The following is a 15569-nucleotide window of genomic DNA, read 5'->3' as shown; positions in this document are numbered from 1 at the left end:
ACCCACCGGGGCTGCGGGCGCAGCCGGACCCACCGGGGCCGCAGGTCCGCAGGGTGTCACCACGGAAGGCGTGGCCCGCAATGGCGCCACCGGTCCCACGGGAGCCGCTGGACCCACCGGGGCCACCGGCCCCAACCCTACAGCAGCCGCAGCCTTCGCCGCCAACACCCAAGGACCTGACTTCAATGTGCCGGCCTACTCCGGTGTTGTGATCCCTCTGCCGGATGCCCAGGTCATGTCCGCAGATATTACTGCCAACCCGGAGAACACCATGTTTCAGGTGAACAAAAAGGGCGTCTATCTGCTCTCTTACCGCGTGAATCTCACCAAGCCCGCGCAGGTAGGGACCAAGCTGCTCATAGCCGGCATGGCGCGATACACTACTATGGTTATCCCCGCGGCTCCTACTGCCAGCTTTGAGAATCAGGAGGTGCATCTTATGAACGCCGGTGAGACGCTCCAGCTCCAGCTGTGCGCGGCACCCCTCCCCGGACTTTCTCCAAAGGCTCAAACTGTCACCCTGGCGGGCAGCGGAACGGGCGCTTCTCTGAGTATCATTCTCCTGGAAGAGAAGTAATGAAGGGGCACATTCCTGGTGTGCACACCCACTTAGAAAGGAGATTATTTTATGTCTCTGCCCAGCTTTCCCAATATTGACCCGCCCATCAAGCGGGAAGACGCAGTCAATCAGATTCTTTCCTCCATCGCTATGGAGGAGTTAGGAATGAGCCATATCCTCAACGCCGAGGGCGAGAAGCTGCAATATATCCTTGGCACCTTGCCCGGCCTCAGCGGCCCCGCCGCTACCGTAAAAGATGTGCTGAACGCCAACGGGAGTGTCAAGGAGCTGCTGGAAACCGCCACGCAGAACCAGCTCCTCCTCAAATCCAAGATGCAGTGCGCGCTAGATACCACCCCCGCGCAGGGTCCCGCTGGCCCCGCTGGAGCCACTGGTCCCACCGGCCCTGCCGGACCCACTGGAGCCACCGGCCCCACCGGCTCCGCCGGCGCGGCAGGAGCGGCAGGAGCAACAGGAACCACCGGTCCCACTGGACCTGCCGGTGCAGCGGGCCCTGCCGGCCCTGCCGGGCCCACCGGTCCAACGGGCCCTGCCGGAAAATATTCCCCAGGCATGGATGGCCCAACGGGTCCTACCGGCCCCACCGGCCCCACCGGCCCTAACGTCACAGCCGTCTCCGCCTTTGCTTCAAATTACACGGGAGGCACCATCCTCCCCGATCCATTAGGCGACGCTCTATTAGGTGTCACGGTGCCTTTGCCGAATGTTGGGAATAGGTCCACAGATATTGGCATCGATAAAGCCAACAGCGAATTTATTGTGGAAAAAGGCGGATATTTCCAGATTTCCTACAACCTCAACCCCTCCACACCGGTGGCAGGCACTGCTCAGATCGTAATCAACAATAAGGTCAATAAAGCCTCCGTCATGACTCCGCAGTTGGCCGCAAACCACTTCTCCGGCACGATCCTGGTGCCGCTGAGCAAGGGCGACAGGGTCTCCCTGCGGGTGATCAGCGCCACGCCGGTCGTTCTGCCGGCTAAGTCTGCCGGGGCCTCCCTGTTCATGCTCCGCTTGGCTTGAGGTATAGACTTCGGAAAAACGAAGCCCGTATGAACCGCAAAAGTGAGGCTATAAAAGTATAACAGAGGGCCCCTGAAGAAGAAAAGAAATTGCCGGAATCTATTGCATCGCAACAGGTTCCGGCGCTAAAATGAGGCCCCCATTTCAAATCAGGGCCGTCCGTCCCCAACCCCACCAAAATGCACCCACTGCATACCACCAGATACCAGGTTTCTGCCCGCCCTCATTTTTCAAAAAGTCAAAAAAATATGAAAAAGCCCTGAAACCTCTCGATTTCAGAACTTTTTCTGGTCCGAGTGACTGGATTCGAACCAGCGGCCTCTTGAACCCCATTCAAGCGCGATACCAAACTTCGCCACACCCGGATAAAACCATTGAAAACACTGGATTTTTAAGCGGTTCACTCTTGATTTTTTCAAGTGTAACGCGCTTGATTTTTACTTTTTCAGTATATCACCAGAGGGCGGAAAAGTCAACTTTTTCGGCCCCTTTTCTATGCCCTCACAAGCTCATGTCCTTGACCCGCCGATAGAATGTATTGGGCTTTAGCCCTACCTCCTGCATGGCGGCGGTGGCGGTTATCTCTCCCGCCCTCCAGCGGGCGCAAACCGCTTTGAATTGCGTTTCGTCTACGTCCAACGGCTTTCGTCCCTTGTACTTGCCCGCGCCTTTGGCAATCTCTATGCCCTCCCGCTGGCGCTCTAAAATGTTCTCCCGCTCCAATTCAGCCAACGCGCCGAACACTGTGAGCATGAACCGCCCTTGCGGGGTGGTGGTGTCGATGTTCTCTTTCAAACTGACAAACTCCACTTGCCGCGCCGTCAGGTCTGACACGATGGAGAGTAGGTCGCGGGTATTCCGGGCAATACGGGAAATGCTCTCCACCACCACAATGTCCCCCGCACGAACAAAGCCCATCATTTCTTTGAATGCGGCGCGGTCTGTGTTCTTGCCGCTGGCCTTGTCAACAAACAGCTTTTCGGCCTGTTGTTCTTCCATCATTTTCAACTGCCGCGCTTCGTTCTGTTCGATGGTGGAACACCGCACGTAACCAACCCGCATAAGCCGCGCCCCCTTTGCTTTATCTGTTATTATTCTACCACAAGGGGCGGAATGTGTCAATAGAATATATTTAATTATTGCAATATTTCAAAATAGCAATACATATCTGTGTGACACAGAAAAGCGGCCTGTTTTAATATGCCATTAGGGTATAGCCTATTGACAGAAACGGTGAGGGGCGGGATTGTTCCCGCCCCGTAGTTTTATGGCTTTAACGTTTTGCATTAGGCACATAAATCCAGCCAATTTGATAGGTAGAGTCTCCCTTTGACAGGACCGTCCCATTTTCGTCAATATAGCCATAATAAGATGTGTGTTCAATCGTGTACCCAAGGCTCATATAATTAGTTCTTTTACTGCTAGTTATCCGTCCGCTATCGTCATAAGTATATAATACTTCTTCCGGAGTATCAACGCCGTCCCAGTTTCTGCTGATTAACCTGCCATTTTCATCATAAGTATATGTGTAAAAAAACGGATAGGATTCGGCCTCTGCCCGGAGCATTCTTCCCTCACTGTCATAGCTGACGGCTTTGTAGGTAGTAGATGAAATCGTAAAAGTGTCCACTGTGCCATCTTCATGATAGTTATAGGTATATACCCCGTCATAAATAATTTTACCCTCATCGTCATATTGATAATAACGATTATCTTTGGGGTTAGAAGTGAGCGCACAAATAATATCGGTGTAAAAATTCTGTAGTAACTCATTTGAATCACGATAGCCATTCAGAGATACTAATAGCTGACGGCTCTCCGCCACGGCCTCATAGTATTCTTTTGTACCCGGCTCCGTATTCAGCAAATCTATTGCAGTCTGGTAATCATTCAACAATGCGGCCTCTGTTTGCAAGTCGATTGCGTGTTCAACCTGATTTGCACTGTCTTTGTAATTTCCGAGTTTTGTAAAAATGGAAATTGCTTCATCATAATTTTCAGATTCAAGAAGTGCAACAGCTTGATTGTAGGTGGTTTCGTTTATCTGCTCCGCGCTGTCCTTATAATCTCCAAGTTCTGTAAAGGCGGCAATCGCTTCATCGTATTGTCTTGCCTCTACAAGAGCAACAGCGGCATTGTAAGCGTCCAGTCGCGCCGCTTCTTCCTGCTGTGCTTTCACAAAGTTAGAAATCAGCACCGCCGCCACAATCGCAACAACGATAATCGGCGCGGCAATCATGGCAATCTTCTTTGTTTTCTTCGCCTGCTCCGCCGCCGCCGCTTTTTCCTCTGCGGCCTTTTTCTGCTCCACCGCAAGCCTCTTGTCCCGGTCTGCTTTCAGTTCGTCCATGTCCAGCGCGGCAAGCGCGGCGGCTTCTCTCTGGCAACTATGGCAGTTCTTTTCGCTGTCGTGGTTGACAGCCCCGCAAGCGCAACGCCAAAGGTCTTTTTCCTTTTTGAAAATGCACTTACAATCTGCCCCGTATTTTGCCCGGTACTGCTTTGCAAGTTCGCCGTCCGTAAATTCCTTTTCTGGTGTGACAGGAGCGGAAAGCGGCTCCCATGCCTCGTCAGGGGCTGTCCAAATACTGTTGTCGGAAAATATGACCTCCAACACGGAAACAGCGAAAGAGCGCGTTGCCGCCTCTTTGAGCATGACAGGCGTTTTCTGTCCAAAATCAGTGTCACGCCCCGCCGACAGGTCTAAATACTGGTAGTCAACTGTCCCGCCGAGGGGTTTTCCCACTGTATCAAAGGGTGCGATTTTCACCGTTGCGGCTTTAATTACCTTATCTTGAATATTGCGCATTTTAAGCTGTGCAAAGACCTTGCCCGACTGATTATCTTTCTGCAACGCTCCCGCCGCAATCACGACAGGAGCGCCCGCAGAGTACAGATTTTCAGACAGGGCAAACAGCTTTGAATATCTCTCACTCATTTGCCCTTGCCCTCCTTACAGTTCAGGAAGTTCGTCCGCGCTGGGGCCGCTTTGCACCTGTGCACCGCGTCTGTCGGGCAGAGCAATTACCATCGGATAACCAAACATCGCCATCCAGAAACACCACCAAAAATATTTCTTCTGCGGGTGTCCCTTCATCACCGCGATTTCATACATGGTCTTTGCGGCGAACCAATCAATCGCAATGATGATTGCCAAAACCAACAGCCCAACAATAACAAATTCCATAAGTATCTGCCCTTTCTTTACTTTATATTTCCCTGATTTAAGACGTACCCTGTGGCGCGTACCGCCGCCTCATATTCATGCACATGACGGGAAACAGTGTCCGGGCTTCGGCGCAGCTTCTTTGCTATGGCCTTGAATGAGCCGCCCTGCTGGTAGAGTTGCCACATCTTTTCCCGCTCTTTTTCTGTGACCTTTGTTCCCTTCGCCATCGCCTCACTTCACAACCTTATCCTCTGCCCGGAGCATGGTTTCCTTCATGGCCTTGTCAAACTGGTCGCGGACATAATCCTCCGCTGTCCACTTTTTGTCAGAGCCGCCATCAGCAAGGACTTTGTTCATCCTGTCAAGCTGGGGAAAGAAGTTTTTGGGCAGAATGATACGGCCCTTTTCCGTGTCGAGAATGATACGCATAGATTTTACCTCCTACAAATAAAAAATGTACGATGTTGTGCAAATTACACAGCATTTCGTACAATCTATCATATATATATATTGTCAAGTGTTTTTGCAAAATTTCTCAAAATTTTTTGTTTCCGCCGAAAATCAGACGATACGCAGCGAAAACAGAGCCGCGCCGGGTGAAAACGGCTGCATTTTACTCGATTTCACCGCGTTCCCGCTCGATTTTGCAGGATTTCAACGTGTAACGCCCGGAGTTCTCTTGATTTCAAGTGAAATTCACTGGATTTTGCAAGTATGCCACCGTTTTCAGGTGGATTTCTCCCGTTTCCGCCGTAAACGTCCGCGTCCGCCGTGATTTTGTGTCGGTCGGGAAATCCACCAAAAAAACCCAGTATCGAAATTCGGAAATGTAAAATCCCGAAACCCTCCCCCGGTGGCCTTGTGGCTGTCGGGGGCTTCTGCTGTGGTGTCCCGCTCCGCAACGCGAAAAAATTTTATGAGGCGAACGACCTTGAATGTGTAGTTTCATGGTTTGGCGTCTTCCGCTAAAGTCTCTCTAATTGTTTAGATTTCCTTCAATTTTTCTCATTATATCGTTTAATTGCCTGTAAAAAAATTTTATGTTATAATATATATAGAAAGTGAGAGAGAGGTAAAACCTCTAAAAACGCTTTCACTATTAAACGAAAGGAGGATTCCTGTATGAATCCTACAACTGATAATCACTATAATAACTGCTTTACGCTGGGCGGCAAATCCAAGCGCGAAAGCGGCGCAATTATCAAAGTGCCTATGTTCATCGACAGCGACGGCTATCCTGCAAAGCTGTGGGGCGGCAAGGGCGGCACTTTGGGCCGATACTACGCATTGTCCTATGAACGGGCAACGCAAATCTTTGAACGCTATTTGAACGGAAACAAGCGTGTGAGAGGGGACGAAAGTTTGCGTGTCAGTCTCTACCTTGACAACGCTATGTGCGGCGATTTGCATATATTCGTTATCGACTTCGACCGTTTCGATGAAACCAGCGGCTTCTTTCAGAGCGCGAAAAATCTTGCCGACAAGGTGACACGTTCACAGGGCGGAGGCTACCACATGTTTTACGGCATTAACAAGGACACCGCCGCTCCGTTCTTTGACAGTATTAACCTTTTGGCAAGCAAGGCCGCAAAAAGTTTTGTCTGCTCCACGGGCAACACGACGCTGGACGGCGCAAACAAGGTTGATTTCTTTTGCGACGCTCGTCACTTCATTTATGAGTGGGAGCCGTGGGACAATTCTGTTGGCCTGACCGATAAGACGCAGCAGCTTTATACGCTGATTAAAGACAACTTCACCCTGACCCGACCGATTGAAACAGGGTGGACAAGCATGGAACACAGAGCCATGGGCCGCGCTCCGGTGCTGTTCCAGCCCAAGGACGAAAATGCGCTTCTGGAGCTCATGAACAGCGCACAGAGGGAAATTTTTGATGACCTCAAAACTCTTTCTCCAGACTGCACACGTGAGGAATGGTTCAGCATTGGCTTGAACATCTGGCACGTGTTCGGTGACGATCTGGGCGGCGACGTGTTCCGCTTCTGGAGTGAGCCGGGGCACAGCTACGTCCCACAGGGCTGTGCGGTTACATGGGAAAACATCATTGTCAGAGGGCCGAACACACGTCTCAATAATCGCGGGTGGGACGCGATACTGCATGAAAATATGACAAGTGCTTTTTAAGCTGAAACCTGCACTTCAAAAAAGGAGATGGTGGCAATGTGAGTACAAACGGGCAAAAGGATTTTGCGGTTGGTGTCCCGCTCCCGCTCGAAAGAGCGGGGCGGGGAGCCGCCGAACCGCCGACCTTTCGCGGGGAGCCGATTGCATGGCTGACCGTCCCAACAACGAAAACCGTTGTCACGGCAAACGCCTTTGGTGACAGCGAGGCCAGCGAGAGGCCGGGGCGGAAAAATCACTTCATTCTGTACTGCGGCAATCAATACAAACGGGAGGACTTTTATCAAATGGCTTTCCCGTAGGACTACCGCAAATATCCGTACAAGGTGGCCTTTGCCACAGACGATATTTACAGGCTGGGCGGGAGCCAGCGGGCCAAACTGCAATATCACATTCTCGCCCAACAATTCCCGCTCGTTCATGTAGCCGCCGAGGACAAGGAAGATTTAGAGCGGTTTGCCGCGTAGTCTGAAACCGAGTCCGCGCAGCTGTGGCTTGCCCGTATGCGCTGGCCCCAAGGCCACGAAAAAATGGTGTCATTCGGGCAAGCCCTGAGCGTGGAGGGCAAAGCCAGCGGGGGCCGGGTCAAGGGCCTTTGGTGCTACAAGGCCGAACTCGACGCTACAAGGGCCGTTTACACGGGGTACACCATGATGTGGGAGTGGTGGGCCGTCCCGCTCCTGCAATATCTGACAGAGCAGAGAGAGGCCAGAGCCGCCGCCACACTGGAAGTCATTCAAACGGTTATGCGCCTGCTCTACTATCAGAACGGCCTTTATCTGACCGTCCCCGGCGATGTGCGGCGGGCAATCGTCAAATGGGCCTATCAATATCTGAAAGACGGAGCCGCGCCTTTTCCCTTTGCCGGGGACATGGGGAGCGACAGCTATCAATTCACGGTTAATTTTGAGCGCGACACGTCCCTAAAGGAGAACGTCAATATTCACGCTGATATGGGCGCGTACAACGCCGCCCACAACGCAGAAAAAGCCGCCCGCCGAACCGCGAAACGGTTTGTCGATTTGACCGGGGACAGGTGGACAACTGCCGAACTCCGCGCACAAGGTTTCACTGATAGGAATATCAAGACATTCTGTAAAGACGGCCTGATAAAAAAGCTATATCAGGGCCACTATCAGAGAATTTTCGTGTGACTTCTGGGACTTTGCAAACGCTCCCGGATGTTGGTAATAAAGAGAATAAATCCAACATTCGGGAGCGTGATGAAAGTCACAGGCAGAACTTGAAAATACATATTCAAAAATAGAAAGGAGCAAAAAAATGGCTACCGTAGTAAACAACTTTGATAATTTCATTGAATACATCGTTTCCGCTTTCGAGGCGGAAATGCACAACGTAGAGCGCAATAATATTTGGGACGCAATCGCCAACGGGAACCCCTACCCGGCGCATGAGGCTTATATTCGTAGCAGACGGTCAGGCCCAGAGCATGAGCAACAGCGAAGTGCTCTGCGCTCTGCTTTGCGGCGTGTGCTGGGGACAGAGGAACAGCAAGCAGAAATGATGTTGCCCGCCGCCGAGGAAGCAATACAAATCGCCATAGCAAGGCTGAAAGACTGGCTTGACGGGTATCACTTTCGTTAAAAACCGCCGAGGCGGGAGAGGTTTGCAACCTCTCCCGCCTCTATTCTTCTTCATCGTCTGTTTCGGTGTCGGGCTTTTTCTCCCATCCTAAAATTTCCTCCATGATGAGGGCGAGGGGCAAGTCTGTATCTGGGAACATGGCAATACTCCTATTCTTTGATGTATTCTATTAAATCCCCAGGTTGACAATCCAAAAGGGCGCAAAGTGTTTCAAGGTTTTCCCACGAAACTCCCTTTTTTTCTCTGAACTTCTGTAATGTAGACTGACTTAAAAGCCCTTCTGTGCGAATTTTATTCGTATTAAATCCTTTCTCTTTAAGCGCACTGAGGACATCTATCTTGTATTGCAACCCCATAATAAAGAGCCTCCTTTTCCATTGTCCTTATTATAACTTACTTTTTGCACGATTTCAAGTGCAAAATTAAACAAAGTTTGGCACGTTTTTTCGTGCAAAGCGCCAGTGGACTTGCACGATAAATCGTGCTATAATATAGACAGTTAAGGGGAACACCCCAATAAAACAAAAGGAGATTTGAACATGAGCAGAAACGAACTGGTAGCCAAAATCGAGGCACTGAACGAATGGGAATCTGTTATTGAAGAAGCCAAGGCAGAGGCCGACGCGCTCCGGGACGCTATCAAGGCGGAAATGCTGGAGCGGGAAACAGAGGAATTGACCGCTGGACAGTACATCGTGCGCTGGACTTCTGTAATCTCTAATCGGTTCGATACCACCGCTTTCAAAAAGGTCATGCCCGACGTTTACAAGGCTTACACGAAAGCCGTTTCCAGCCGCCGCTTCTCCATCAGCGCATGAGAAAAGGCCCTTGCGTGACAGCCGACCAAAGCACCACGCAAGAGGCCCCACCCCCACCAATCACGGAGAGGGCAAGAACATTATAGCTTGCCCTCTCCCAAAAATCAAGAACAGGAGAGAAAGAAACATGAAAGAATTGACAAGCTACAACCGGGTAGCCGGGTATCTGAACAAAATTTTTGACCTGCTGAACGCTGAATTTTTTGAAAGCACACTTTCAAGGCCCACCATTACCATCCAGTCCACGCCCCGCGCATACGGTCACTTTTCCTTGCGGGATGATACCTGGGTTTCCAAGCTGGGCGGGACGCATGAAATCAACATCGGCGCGGGAACGCTGGCGCGGCCCATCGAGGAAGTAGCGGCAACCTTGCTCCATGAGATGGTACACTATTTCAACTATGAAAACGGCATACAGGATTGTAGCCGGGGGAATACCTACCACAATAAGAAATTCAAAGCGGCGGCAGAGGCCCATGGGCTGAACGTGGAGCACAGCAAAAAATACGGGTGGTCGCATACTTCCCCCAGTGACGCGCTCCTCGATTTCATCCTTGAAAACGGCTTGACCGACATTCTGATTAACAGGAACGAATACAGCGGGTTTCAGATCACGGGAACGGGCCGACACAGCGGAGCGAATACCACCCCGCCGCCGCGCCCGTCCAGCACGCGAAAGTATATTTGCCCCTGCTGTGGAAATTCCGTCCGGGCAACGAAAACGGTCAATATCGCCTGTCTGGACTGTGACACGCAGATGGTTGTTGTAAAGTGAACTTCAAAAATGGGCGGGAACAATCCCCGCCCATTTGTATATATTACCGCCCCATTTTGATTTTACTGCCCTCCGTACCTTTTATCTGTGTCAGTGGGGAAAAGCTGTCATAGTTTTTGGAAATGTCCGCGTCAAATATCGCGCAGTAGTGTTTTGTCATGTCAAGGGTGGAGTGGCCTAAAAGCCGTTGGAGGGTAAACGCATTCCCGCCGCAGTCCACCAGATACTTTTTTGCGAATGTGTGACGAAACAGGTGAATACTTGTCTTTTCCACGCCCCGCCGCCTGTTATAGCTGGCAATACTGCACCGCAGGCCGTTCTCCGTCAACTGTGAGCCGTTTTCATTGGGAAACAGGTAATCATCTCCACCGCCGCCGCGTACCCGCATATACTCCCGCAGAACGCCGCAGAGGGCTTCACAGAGGGGAATGACCTGTGCCCGCTTGTTTTTGGTATGCCGCAGATAAATCACCTTGTTTTCAATGTCTACGTCTTTGATTTGAATATTGCGGATGGTAGCGGCGCGGCAACCATTATTGAGCAGGAGATTGATTATCACCCAGTTTCGATATTCAGCAAAGGTGCATTTCTTCATATTGGGCTTTTTGAGCAGCTTTTTCAATTCTTCGTCTGAATAAGTTTCCTTAATGGTTTCTTCGGCCTTGTAAAGCTGGATATTGAGCCGCGTTATCCCGGCCTCATTGCACCACGAAAGGAAAGATTTCAACGTCCGCGTATAGCTTTTGATGGAGTTAGCCGCGAGGCCCACGTCCCTCATGCTGGCAATCATGGCCTCCAAATCTACCTTGTTCAGCCTGTCCATGGGGATAGCGGGGGACAGGTGCTTGCTGATAGCGGAAAAGTGCTGTCCGTAGGTGGCAAGGGTCTTTTCACTGACCACCGCCGCTTTCTTTCCAGCGAGGAAGTCAGCGAATGTGTCCGCAACCGTGACGCTGTGTTTCATCTTGATTTTAGCCATTTTTCAACACTCCTGATTTGTCAAATTTTTCTGAAAAATCAAGCGTGCTGTGCGGCTAATCAAGAGTGTGGAAAAAGCAAACAGAAAACCCGCAAACCATTGTCTTGCAACGGTTTGCGGGTTTCGTGGTCCGAGTGACTGGATTCGAACCAGCGGCCTCTTGAACCCCATTCAAGCGCGATACCAAACTTCGCCACACCCGGATCGCTCCGGCTCTTGCGCCGGACAGCTTATGTATGATACCACGTCCTCCATAAAAATGCAAGTCTTTTTTTAAAAAATTTTTGCTGCGCAGGCATTTTTTTCTCTCGCTCCCTGCCGAGGCGGGCATATTCTATTTTTATAGAGGAGTCCAATTTTTATTTCGTCTTTTTAGCTAAATTACAGGAACAAAAACTGTATATTTTACTGAGCTTATCTCACTTGCTTTAGTCCAAAAAAACCGCTATAATTTTTATGGTTAAGGCATCCCAATGCCGGCCGTGACCGTTGCGCGGAGCCGGGGCAGGCCCGTGCTGCCCTTTTTTGATCGGCAAGCGGTCAAAAAAATTGGTCAAGGCCGGGAATTAAAAGTAGGAGGACTGCAAAATGGATTTTCATCTGACGAAAGAGCAAGAGATGGTCCGCAAGATGTACCGCGACTTCGCCGAGACTGAGGTCAAGCCTTTGGCCGAAGAGGTCGACGAGACCGAGGAGTTCCCCATGGAGACCGTCAAAAAGATGGCCAAGCTGGGGATGATGGGCATCTACTTCCCCAAGGAGTACGGCGGCGCCGGCGGCGACGTGCTGTCCTACGCCATGTGCGTGGAGGAGCTGGCCAAGGTCTGCGGCACCACCGCCGTCATCGTGTCCGCTCACACCTCCCTGTGCTGCGCCCCCATTTTTGAGCACGGCACCGAGGAGCAGAAGAAGAAGTACCTGCCCGACCTGCTCTCCGGCAGAAAGATCGGCGCCTTCGGCCTCACCGAGCCCAACGCCGGCACCGACGCCTCCGGCCAGCAGACTCTGGCCGTCAAGAACGAGAACGGCGACTACGTCCTCAACGGCTCCAAGTGCTTCATCACCAACGGCAACGTGGCCGACACCTTCGTGGTCTTTGCTATGACCGACAAGAAGCTGGGCAACCACGGCATCTCCGCCTTCATCGTGGAGAAGGACTTCCCCGGCTTCTCCACCGGCAAGCACGAGAAGAAAATGGGTATCCGCGGCTCCTCCACCTGCGACCTGATCTTTGAGGACTGTGTGGTTCCCAAGGAGAACCTGCTGGGCCAGGAGGGCAAGGGCTTTAAGATCGCCATGATGACCCTGGACGGCGGCCGGATCGGCATCGCCGCGCAGGCCCTGGGCCTGGGCGAGGGCGCCATCAATGAGGCCATCAAGTACACTCAGGAGCGCGTCCAGTTCAAGAAGCGCCTGAGCCAGTTCCAGAACACCCAGTTCCAGCTGGCCGACATGCACACCCGGATGCAGGCCGCTCAGTTCCTGGTCTACTCCGCCGCCATGAAGAAGCAGAACCACGAGTCCTACTCCATGGATGCCGCCATGGCTAAGCTCTTCGCCGCCGAGGCCGCCTCCGATGTGACCCGCCGCGCCGTTCAGCTGTTCGGCGGCTATGGCTACACCCGTGAGTACCCCGTGGAGCGCATGATGCGTGACGCCAAGATTACCGAGATCTACGAGGGCACTTCCGAGGTCCAGCGGATGGTCATCTCCAGCCACCTGGGCGTGAAATAAGATAGGAGGCAGATTGAAATGAAAATTATTGTTTGTGTCAAGCAGGTCCCCGATACCTCCGGTAAGGTGGCCGTCAACCCCGACGGCACCCTGAACCGCGCCTCCATGGCCGCCATCACCAACCCCGACGACCTGAACGCCGTTGAGGCCGCTCTGGTGCTGAAGGAGCAGACCGGCGCTGAAGTCATCGTCGTCTCTATGGGCCCCCCGCCCGCCGAGGGTATGCTCCGCGAGGTCATGGCCCGGGGCGTGGACCGCGCCATCCTGGTATCCGCCCGTGAGTTCGGCGGCTCTGATACTTACGCCACCTCTCAGATCCTGGCCGCCGCCATCGACAAGATCGGCATCGACAAGGACGACATCGTCATGTGCGGCCGTCAGGCCATCGACGGCGACACCGCCCAGGTAGGCCCCCAGATCGCCGAGAAGCTGGGCCTGCCCCAGGTCTCCTATGCCGCCGAGATCACCAAAGAGGGCGACACCATCACCGTCAAGCGGATGCTGGAGGACGGCTACATGACCATCAAGGTCAAGACTCCCTGCCTCATCACCTGCATCAAGGAGCTGAACACCCCCCGCTACATGAGCGTAGGCGGCGTGTTCGAGTGCTACTCCAAGCCCTATGAGATCTTCGACTACAACACCCTGAAGGATCATCCCTTCATCGACAAGGACACCATCGGCCTGAGCGGCTCCCCCACCAACATCCTGACCTCCTTTACGCCTCCCCAGAAGGGCGCCGGCATGATGCTGGAGGGCGCTGACAAGGCCACCTGCGATACCTTGGCCGGCATCCTGGCCAAGAAGCACATGATCTGAGAAGGGAGATAAACGAATATGTCTACTTTTAATAGTTCCGACGTTGCCGCCTTCAAGGGCGGAGTCTGGGTATTCTGTGAGCAGCGCCAGGGCAGCATGATGCCCACCTCCTTCGAGCTGATCTCCGAGGGCCGCAAGCTGGCCGACGAGCTGGGCACCAAGCTGTACGGCATCCTCTTGGGCGAGGGCATCGAGGGCATCGCCAAGGAGCTAGGCGGCTACGGTGCCGACGGCGTGTACGTCTGCGACCACCCCCTGCTGAAGAACTACACCACCGACGGCTACACCAAGGTCATCTGCGACGTGATCGAGGAGTACAAGCCCGAGATCATGCTCATCGGTGCCACCAACATCGGCCGCGACCTGGGCCCCCGCTGCGCCGCCCGGCTGCACACCGGCCTGTGCGCCGACTGCACCCACCTGGACGTGGACATGGGCATCTACAAGGACTTCCTGAAGGAGAACTCCACGCTGGCCCCCGAGCGCATCGACGCCACCAGCCACGCCGTGGTGCTGGGCGAGAAGCACGACGTGTCCCGTGACCTGAAGATGACCCGTCCCGCCTTCGGCGGCCACCTGATGGCCTCCATCATCTGCCCCCGGTTCCGTCCTGCCATGGCCACCGTCCGTCCCGGCGTGATGAAGAAGGCCGCCTTCGACCAGGCCAAGGCCGACGCCTGCGAGATCATCAAGCCCCAGTTCTCCCTCACCGAGGCCGATATGCAGACCGAGGTGGTCGAGGTCGTCAAGGCCGCCAAGAAGCTGGTTGACCTGATCGGCGCCGACGTGGTCGTCTCCGTGGGCCGCGGCATCTCCAAGGACGTGGAGGGCGGCATCAAGCTGGCCGAGGAGCTGGCTGAGGTACTCGGCGGCGTCGTGGGCGGCTCCCGTGCCACCATCGACTCCGGCTGGCTGTCTGCTGACCACCAGGTGGGCCAGACCGGCAAGACCGTCCACCCCAAGATCTATGTTGCTCTGGGCATCTCCGGCGCCATCCAGCACAAGGCCGGTATGCAGGACTCCGAGTGCATCATCGCCGTCAACAAGAACGACACCGCCCCCATCTTCGAGATCGCCGACTACGGCATCTGCGGCGACCTGTTCAAGGTCACCCCGTTGCTCATCGAGGCCATCAAGGCTGCCAAGGCCGCGAAGTAAGGGATTTCGCACAAAACGCCCGTCTTTTGAGGACGGACTGAAAAAAGAAAGACTGCTTACAGCAGTCTTTCTTTTTTACTCATTCCACCGGGATAATCTTGATCTGGTCTGCGGTAAAGCCGGCGGTCTGGTTTACCACATCCACAATTTTGGCGGTGTCCGCCTCGGTCAGCCCGCCCTCGGGCGCGGCCACCGCCAGGGACAGGGCGTCCTCCCCGATGAAGGCCACACAGTCAGTATAGCCTTTTGCGATCACCAGGTTCTCAATCTGGGCCTCAGTGACGGTGTAGTTGGCCATGGTCTGGATGTTGTCGTTCAGCTGGCTTCTCACCGCGTCGTCGGCGTCCTCCCGGGAGGCCGCGTCCTGGAGCAGGGAGAGGGCGCTGTCACGGGCCTGCTGGCGGTTGAGCCGGGCGGTGGCGAAATAGGCGCCGTTCGTCCCCTCGGCGGACTGCGTGTCCCCTCCGGTCTTGGTCCCGGAGCCGTCCCCCTCCTCCGGAGCTCCCGTGGGAGCGGAGCTGTCCCCGCCCAGCAGAGAGTCCTGGGTCTTGCCCACCATAGTGGACTGCCCAAGGGTCTTGCCCGCGCCGGTGTCCGTCTCTTTGCCGTAGCTCCAGTTGAGATAGACCGCCGCGCACACAAACAGGGCGATTGCCGCCACCACCGCGTTCCGCTTCCAAAGCTGGGACCAGTCGGACTTTTTCGTTCTCATGATAATTCCTCCTTGTTTTTTGATCCTTAAATCTCCCGTCCTTCGCAAACGGGCTCCT

17 protein-coding genes, 2 tRNA genes and 1 pseudogene are annotated in these 15569 nt (G+C 53.7%); 10 read left to right on the top strand and 10 right to left on the bottom strand.

Annotated elements, in window-relative coordinates; all coding sequences use genetic code 11:
* A pseudogene (locus D1641_RS19670) lies at positions 1 to 577 on the top strand (collagen-like protein); the annotation flags it as partial.
* Positions 578 to 628: 51 nt separating this feature from the next.
* On the top strand, positions 629 to 1603 hold the full coding sequence (locus tag D1641_RS19665) for a collagen-like protein (RefSeq protein WP_160663950.1): 975 nt from the start codon (positions 629 to 631) through the stop codon (positions 1601 to 1603).
* A gap of 288 nt (positions 1604 to 1891) precedes the next feature.
* Here the strand turns inward: D1641_RS19665 and D1641_RS06710 are convergent.
* From D1641_RS06710 to D1641_RS06685, 6 genes are all read right to left on the bottom strand, one after another.
* Positions 1892 to 1968: transfer RNA gene (locus D1641_RS06710), tRNA-Pro, on the bottom strand.
* Between the two features lie 136 nt (positions 1969 to 2104).
* Positions 2105 to 2665, bottom strand: coding sequence for a recombinase family protein (locus D1641_RS06705; protein WP_160663948.1), 561 nt, complete (start codon positions 2663 to 2665; stop codon positions 2105 to 2107).
* A gap of 211 nt (positions 2666 to 2876) precedes the next feature.
* Positions 2877 to 4541, bottom strand: a complete 1665-nt coding sequence (locus D1641_RS06700) for a hypothetical protein (RefSeq protein ID WP_160663946.1) — start codon at positions 4539 to 4541, stop codon at positions 2877 to 2879.
* A 15-nt stretch (positions 4542 to 4556) separates the two neighbouring features.
* Positions 4557 to 4790 (bottom strand): hypothetical protein, encoded by a 234-nt coding sequence (locus tag D1641_RS06695; RefSeq protein WP_160663944.1) that lies wholly within the window; start codon positions 4788 to 4790, stop codon positions 4557 to 4559.
* 17 nt (positions 4791 to 4807) lie between these two features.
* Positions 4808 to 4999 carry a helix-turn-helix domain-containing protein gene (locus tag D1641_RS06690; RefSeq protein WP_160663942.1) on the bottom strand — a complete coding sequence of 64 codons (192 nt, stop codon included), beginning with the start codon at positions 4997 to 4999 and terminating at the stop codon, positions 4808 to 4810.
* Between the two features lie 4 nt (positions 5000 to 5003).
* On the bottom strand, positions 5004 to 5201 hold the full coding sequence (locus D1641_RS06685) for a hypothetical protein (protein WP_160663940.1): 198 nt from the start codon (positions 5199 to 5201) through the stop codon (positions 5004 to 5006).
* Between the two features lie 693 nt (positions 5202 to 5894).
* Here D1641_RS06685 and D1641_RS06680 point away from each other — a divergent pair.
* The 3 genes from D1641_RS06680 (at position 5895) to D1641_RS06670 (ending at position 8516) form a co-directional block, all read left to right on the top strand.
* The gene (locus D1641_RS06680) at positions 5895 to 6914 is read left to right on the top strand and encodes a PriCT-2 domain-containing protein (protein ID WP_160663938.1); all 1020 of its coding nucleotides are present in this window, start codon (positions 5895 to 5897) and stop codon (positions 6912 to 6914) included.
* A 527-nt stretch (positions 6915 to 7441) separates the two neighbouring features.
* Positions 7442 to 8065: a hypothetical protein gene (locus D1641_RS06675; protein WP_160663936.1), complete on the top strand. Its 624-nt coding sequence runs from the start codon at positions 7442 to 7444 to the stop codon at positions 8063 to 8065.
* A 127-nt stretch (positions 8066 to 8192) separates the two neighbouring features.
* Positions 8193 to 8516, top strand: coding sequence for a hypothetical protein (locus D1641_RS06670; RefSeq protein WP_160663934.1), 324 nt, complete (start codon positions 8193 to 8195; stop codon positions 8514 to 8516).
* Positions 8517 to 8665: 149 nt separating this feature from the next.
* Here D1641_RS06670 and D1641_RS06665 read toward each other — a convergent pair whose 3' ends face one another.
* Positions 8666 to 8872, bottom strand: coding sequence for a helix-turn-helix transcriptional regulator (locus D1641_RS06665; RefSeq protein ID WP_160663932.1), 207 nt, complete (start codon positions 8870 to 8872; stop codon positions 8666 to 8668).
* 183 nt (positions 8873 to 9055) lie between these two features.
* Between D1641_RS06665 and D1641_RS06660 the strand changes: the two genes are divergently transcribed.
* Together D1641_RS06660 and D1641_RS06655 are read left to right on the top strand one after the other, a co-directional pair.
* On the top strand, positions 9056 to 9334 hold the full coding sequence (locus tag D1641_RS06660; RefSeq protein WP_160663930.1) for a hypothetical protein: 279 nt from the start codon (positions 9056 to 9058) through the stop codon (positions 9332 to 9334).
* A gap of 127 nt (positions 9335 to 9461) precedes the next feature.
* A complete protein-coding gene (locus tag D1641_RS06655) occupies positions 9462 to 10109 on the top strand; it encodes a SprT-like domain-containing protein (RefSeq protein ID WP_160663928.1) in 648 nt (215 codons plus the stop codon).
* Positions 10110 to 10152: 43 nt separating this feature from the next.
* Here D1641_RS06655 and D1641_RS06650 read toward each other — a convergent pair whose 3' ends face one another.
* Both D1641_RS06650 and D1641_RS06645 read right to left on the bottom strand, forming a co-directional pair.
* Entirely contained in the window at positions 10153 to 11088 is a 936-nt protein-coding gene (locus tag D1641_RS06650; protein ID WP_160663926.1) for a site-specific integrase, read from the bottom strand.
* Positions 11089 to 11214: 126 nt separating this feature from the next.
* Positions 11215 to 11291 (bottom strand) — tRNA-Pro (locus tag D1641_RS06645).
* A gap of 385 nt (positions 11292 to 11676) precedes the next feature.
* Here D1641_RS06645 and D1641_RS06640 point away from each other — a divergent pair.
* The 3 genes from D1641_RS06640 to acrA are packed head-to-tail and all read left to right on the top strand — an operon-like array spanning position 11677 to position 14799.
* Positions 11677 to 12822, top strand: a complete 1146-nt coding sequence (locus tag D1641_RS06640) for an acyl-CoA dehydrogenase (RefSeq protein WP_160663924.1) — start codon at positions 11677 to 11679, stop codon at positions 12820 to 12822.
* Between the two features lie 18 nt (positions 12823 to 12840).
* On the top strand, positions 12841 to 13641 hold the full coding sequence (gene acrB / locus D1641_RS06635) for an acryloyl-CoA reductase electron transfer subunit gamma (protein WP_160663922.1): 801 nt from the start codon (positions 12841 to 12843) through the stop codon (positions 13639 to 13641).
* An 18-nt stretch (positions 13642 to 13659) separates the two neighbouring features.
* The gene (gene acrA / locus D1641_RS06630) at positions 13660 to 14799 is read left to right on the top strand and encodes an acryloyl-CoA reductase electron transfer subunit beta (protein WP_160663920.1); all 1140 of its coding nucleotides are present in this window, start codon (positions 13660 to 13662) and stop codon (positions 14797 to 14799) included.
* Between the two features lie 79 nt (positions 14800 to 14878).
* Here acrA and D1641_RS06625 read toward each other — a convergent pair whose 3' ends face one another.
* Complete coding sequence (locus tag D1641_RS06625) at positions 14879 to 15511, bottom strand: SpoIIIAH-like family protein (protein ID WP_160663918.1); 633 nt, start codon at positions 15509 to 15511, stop codon at positions 14879 to 14881.
* Positions 15512 to 15569 lie beyond the last annotated feature (58 nt).

The sequence above is a fragment of the Colidextribacter sp. OB.20 genome, assembly GCF_009911595.1.
Taxonomy (GTDB): domain Bacteria; phylum Bacillota; class Clostridia; order Oscillospirales; family Oscillospiraceae; genus Lawsonibacter.
This window is presented reverse-complemented; position numbering and strand designations above follow the sequence as displayed.

What these genes read in the sequence shown, in the direction of transcription:
- D1641_RS06625 (WP_160663918.1), bottom strand. Translation starts at nt 15,511, where the DNA reads ATGAGAACGAAAAAGTCCGACTGGTCCCAGCTTTGGAAGCGGAACGCG.
- D1641_RS06660 (WP_160663930.1), top strand. Translation starts at nt 9,056, where the DNA reads ATGAGCAGAAACGAACTGGTAGCCAAAATCGAGGCACTGAACGAATGG.
- D1641_RS06650 (WP_160663926.1), bottom strand. Translation starts at nt 11,088, where the DNA reads ATGGCTAAAATCAAGATGAAACACAGCGTCACGGTTGCGGACACATTC.
- D1641_RS06675 (WP_160663936.1), top strand. Translation starts at nt 7,442, where the DNA reads ATGGTGTCATTCGGGCAAGCCCTGAGCGTGGAGGGCAAAGCCAGCGGG.
- D1641_RS06655 (WP_160663928.1), top strand. Translation starts at nt 9,462, where the DNA reads ATGAAAGAATTGACAAGCTACAACCGGGTAGCCGGGTATCTGAACAAA.
- D1641_RS06685 (WP_160663940.1), bottom strand. Translation starts at nt 5,201, where the DNA reads ATGCGTATCATTCTCGACACGGAAAAGGGCCGTATCATTCTGCCCAAA.
- D1641_RS06670 (WP_160663934.1), top strand. Translation starts at nt 8,193, where the DNA reads ATGGCTACCGTAGTAAACAACTTTGATAATTTCATTGAATACATCGTT.
- D1641_RS06665 (WP_160663932.1), bottom strand. Translation starts at nt 8,872, where the DNA reads ATGGGGTTGCAATACAAGATAGATGTCCTCAGTGCGCTTAAAGAGAAA.
- D1641_RS06705 (WP_160663948.1), bottom strand. Translation starts at nt 2,665, where the DNA reads ATGCGGGTTGGTTACGTGCGGTGTTCCACCATCGAACAGAACGAAGCG.
- acrB (WP_160663922.1), top strand. Translation starts at nt 12,841, where the DNA reads ATGAAAATTATTGTTTGTGTCAAGCAGGTCCCCGATACCTCCGGTAAG.
- acrA (WP_160663920.1), top strand. Translation starts at nt 13,660, where the DNA reads ATGTCTACTTTTAATAGTTCCGACGTTGCCGCCTTCAAGGGCGGAGTC.
- D1641_RS06640 (WP_160663924.1), top strand. Translation starts at nt 11,677, where the DNA reads ATGGATTTTCATCTGACGAAAGAGCAAGAGATGGTCCGCAAGATGTAC.
- D1641_RS19665 (WP_160663950.1), top strand. Translation starts at nt 629, where the DNA reads ATGTCTCTGCCCAGCTTTCCCAATATTGACCCGCCCATCAAGCGGGAA.
- D1641_RS06700 (WP_160663946.1), bottom strand. Translation starts at nt 4,541, where the DNA reads ATGAGTGAGAGATATTCAAAGCTGTTTGCCCTGTCTGAAAATCTGTAC.
- D1641_RS06680 (WP_160663938.1), top strand. Translation starts at nt 5,895, where the DNA reads ATGAATCCTACAACTGATAATCACTATAATAACTGCTTTACGCTGGGC.
- D1641_RS06695 (WP_160663944.1), bottom strand. Translation starts at nt 4,790, where the DNA reads ATGGAATTTGTTATTGTTGGGCTGTTGGTTTTGGCAATCATCATTGCG.
- D1641_RS06690 (WP_160663942.1), bottom strand. Translation starts at nt 4,999, where the DNA reads ATGGCGAAGGGAACAAAGGTCACAGAAAAAGAGCGGGAAAAGATGTGG.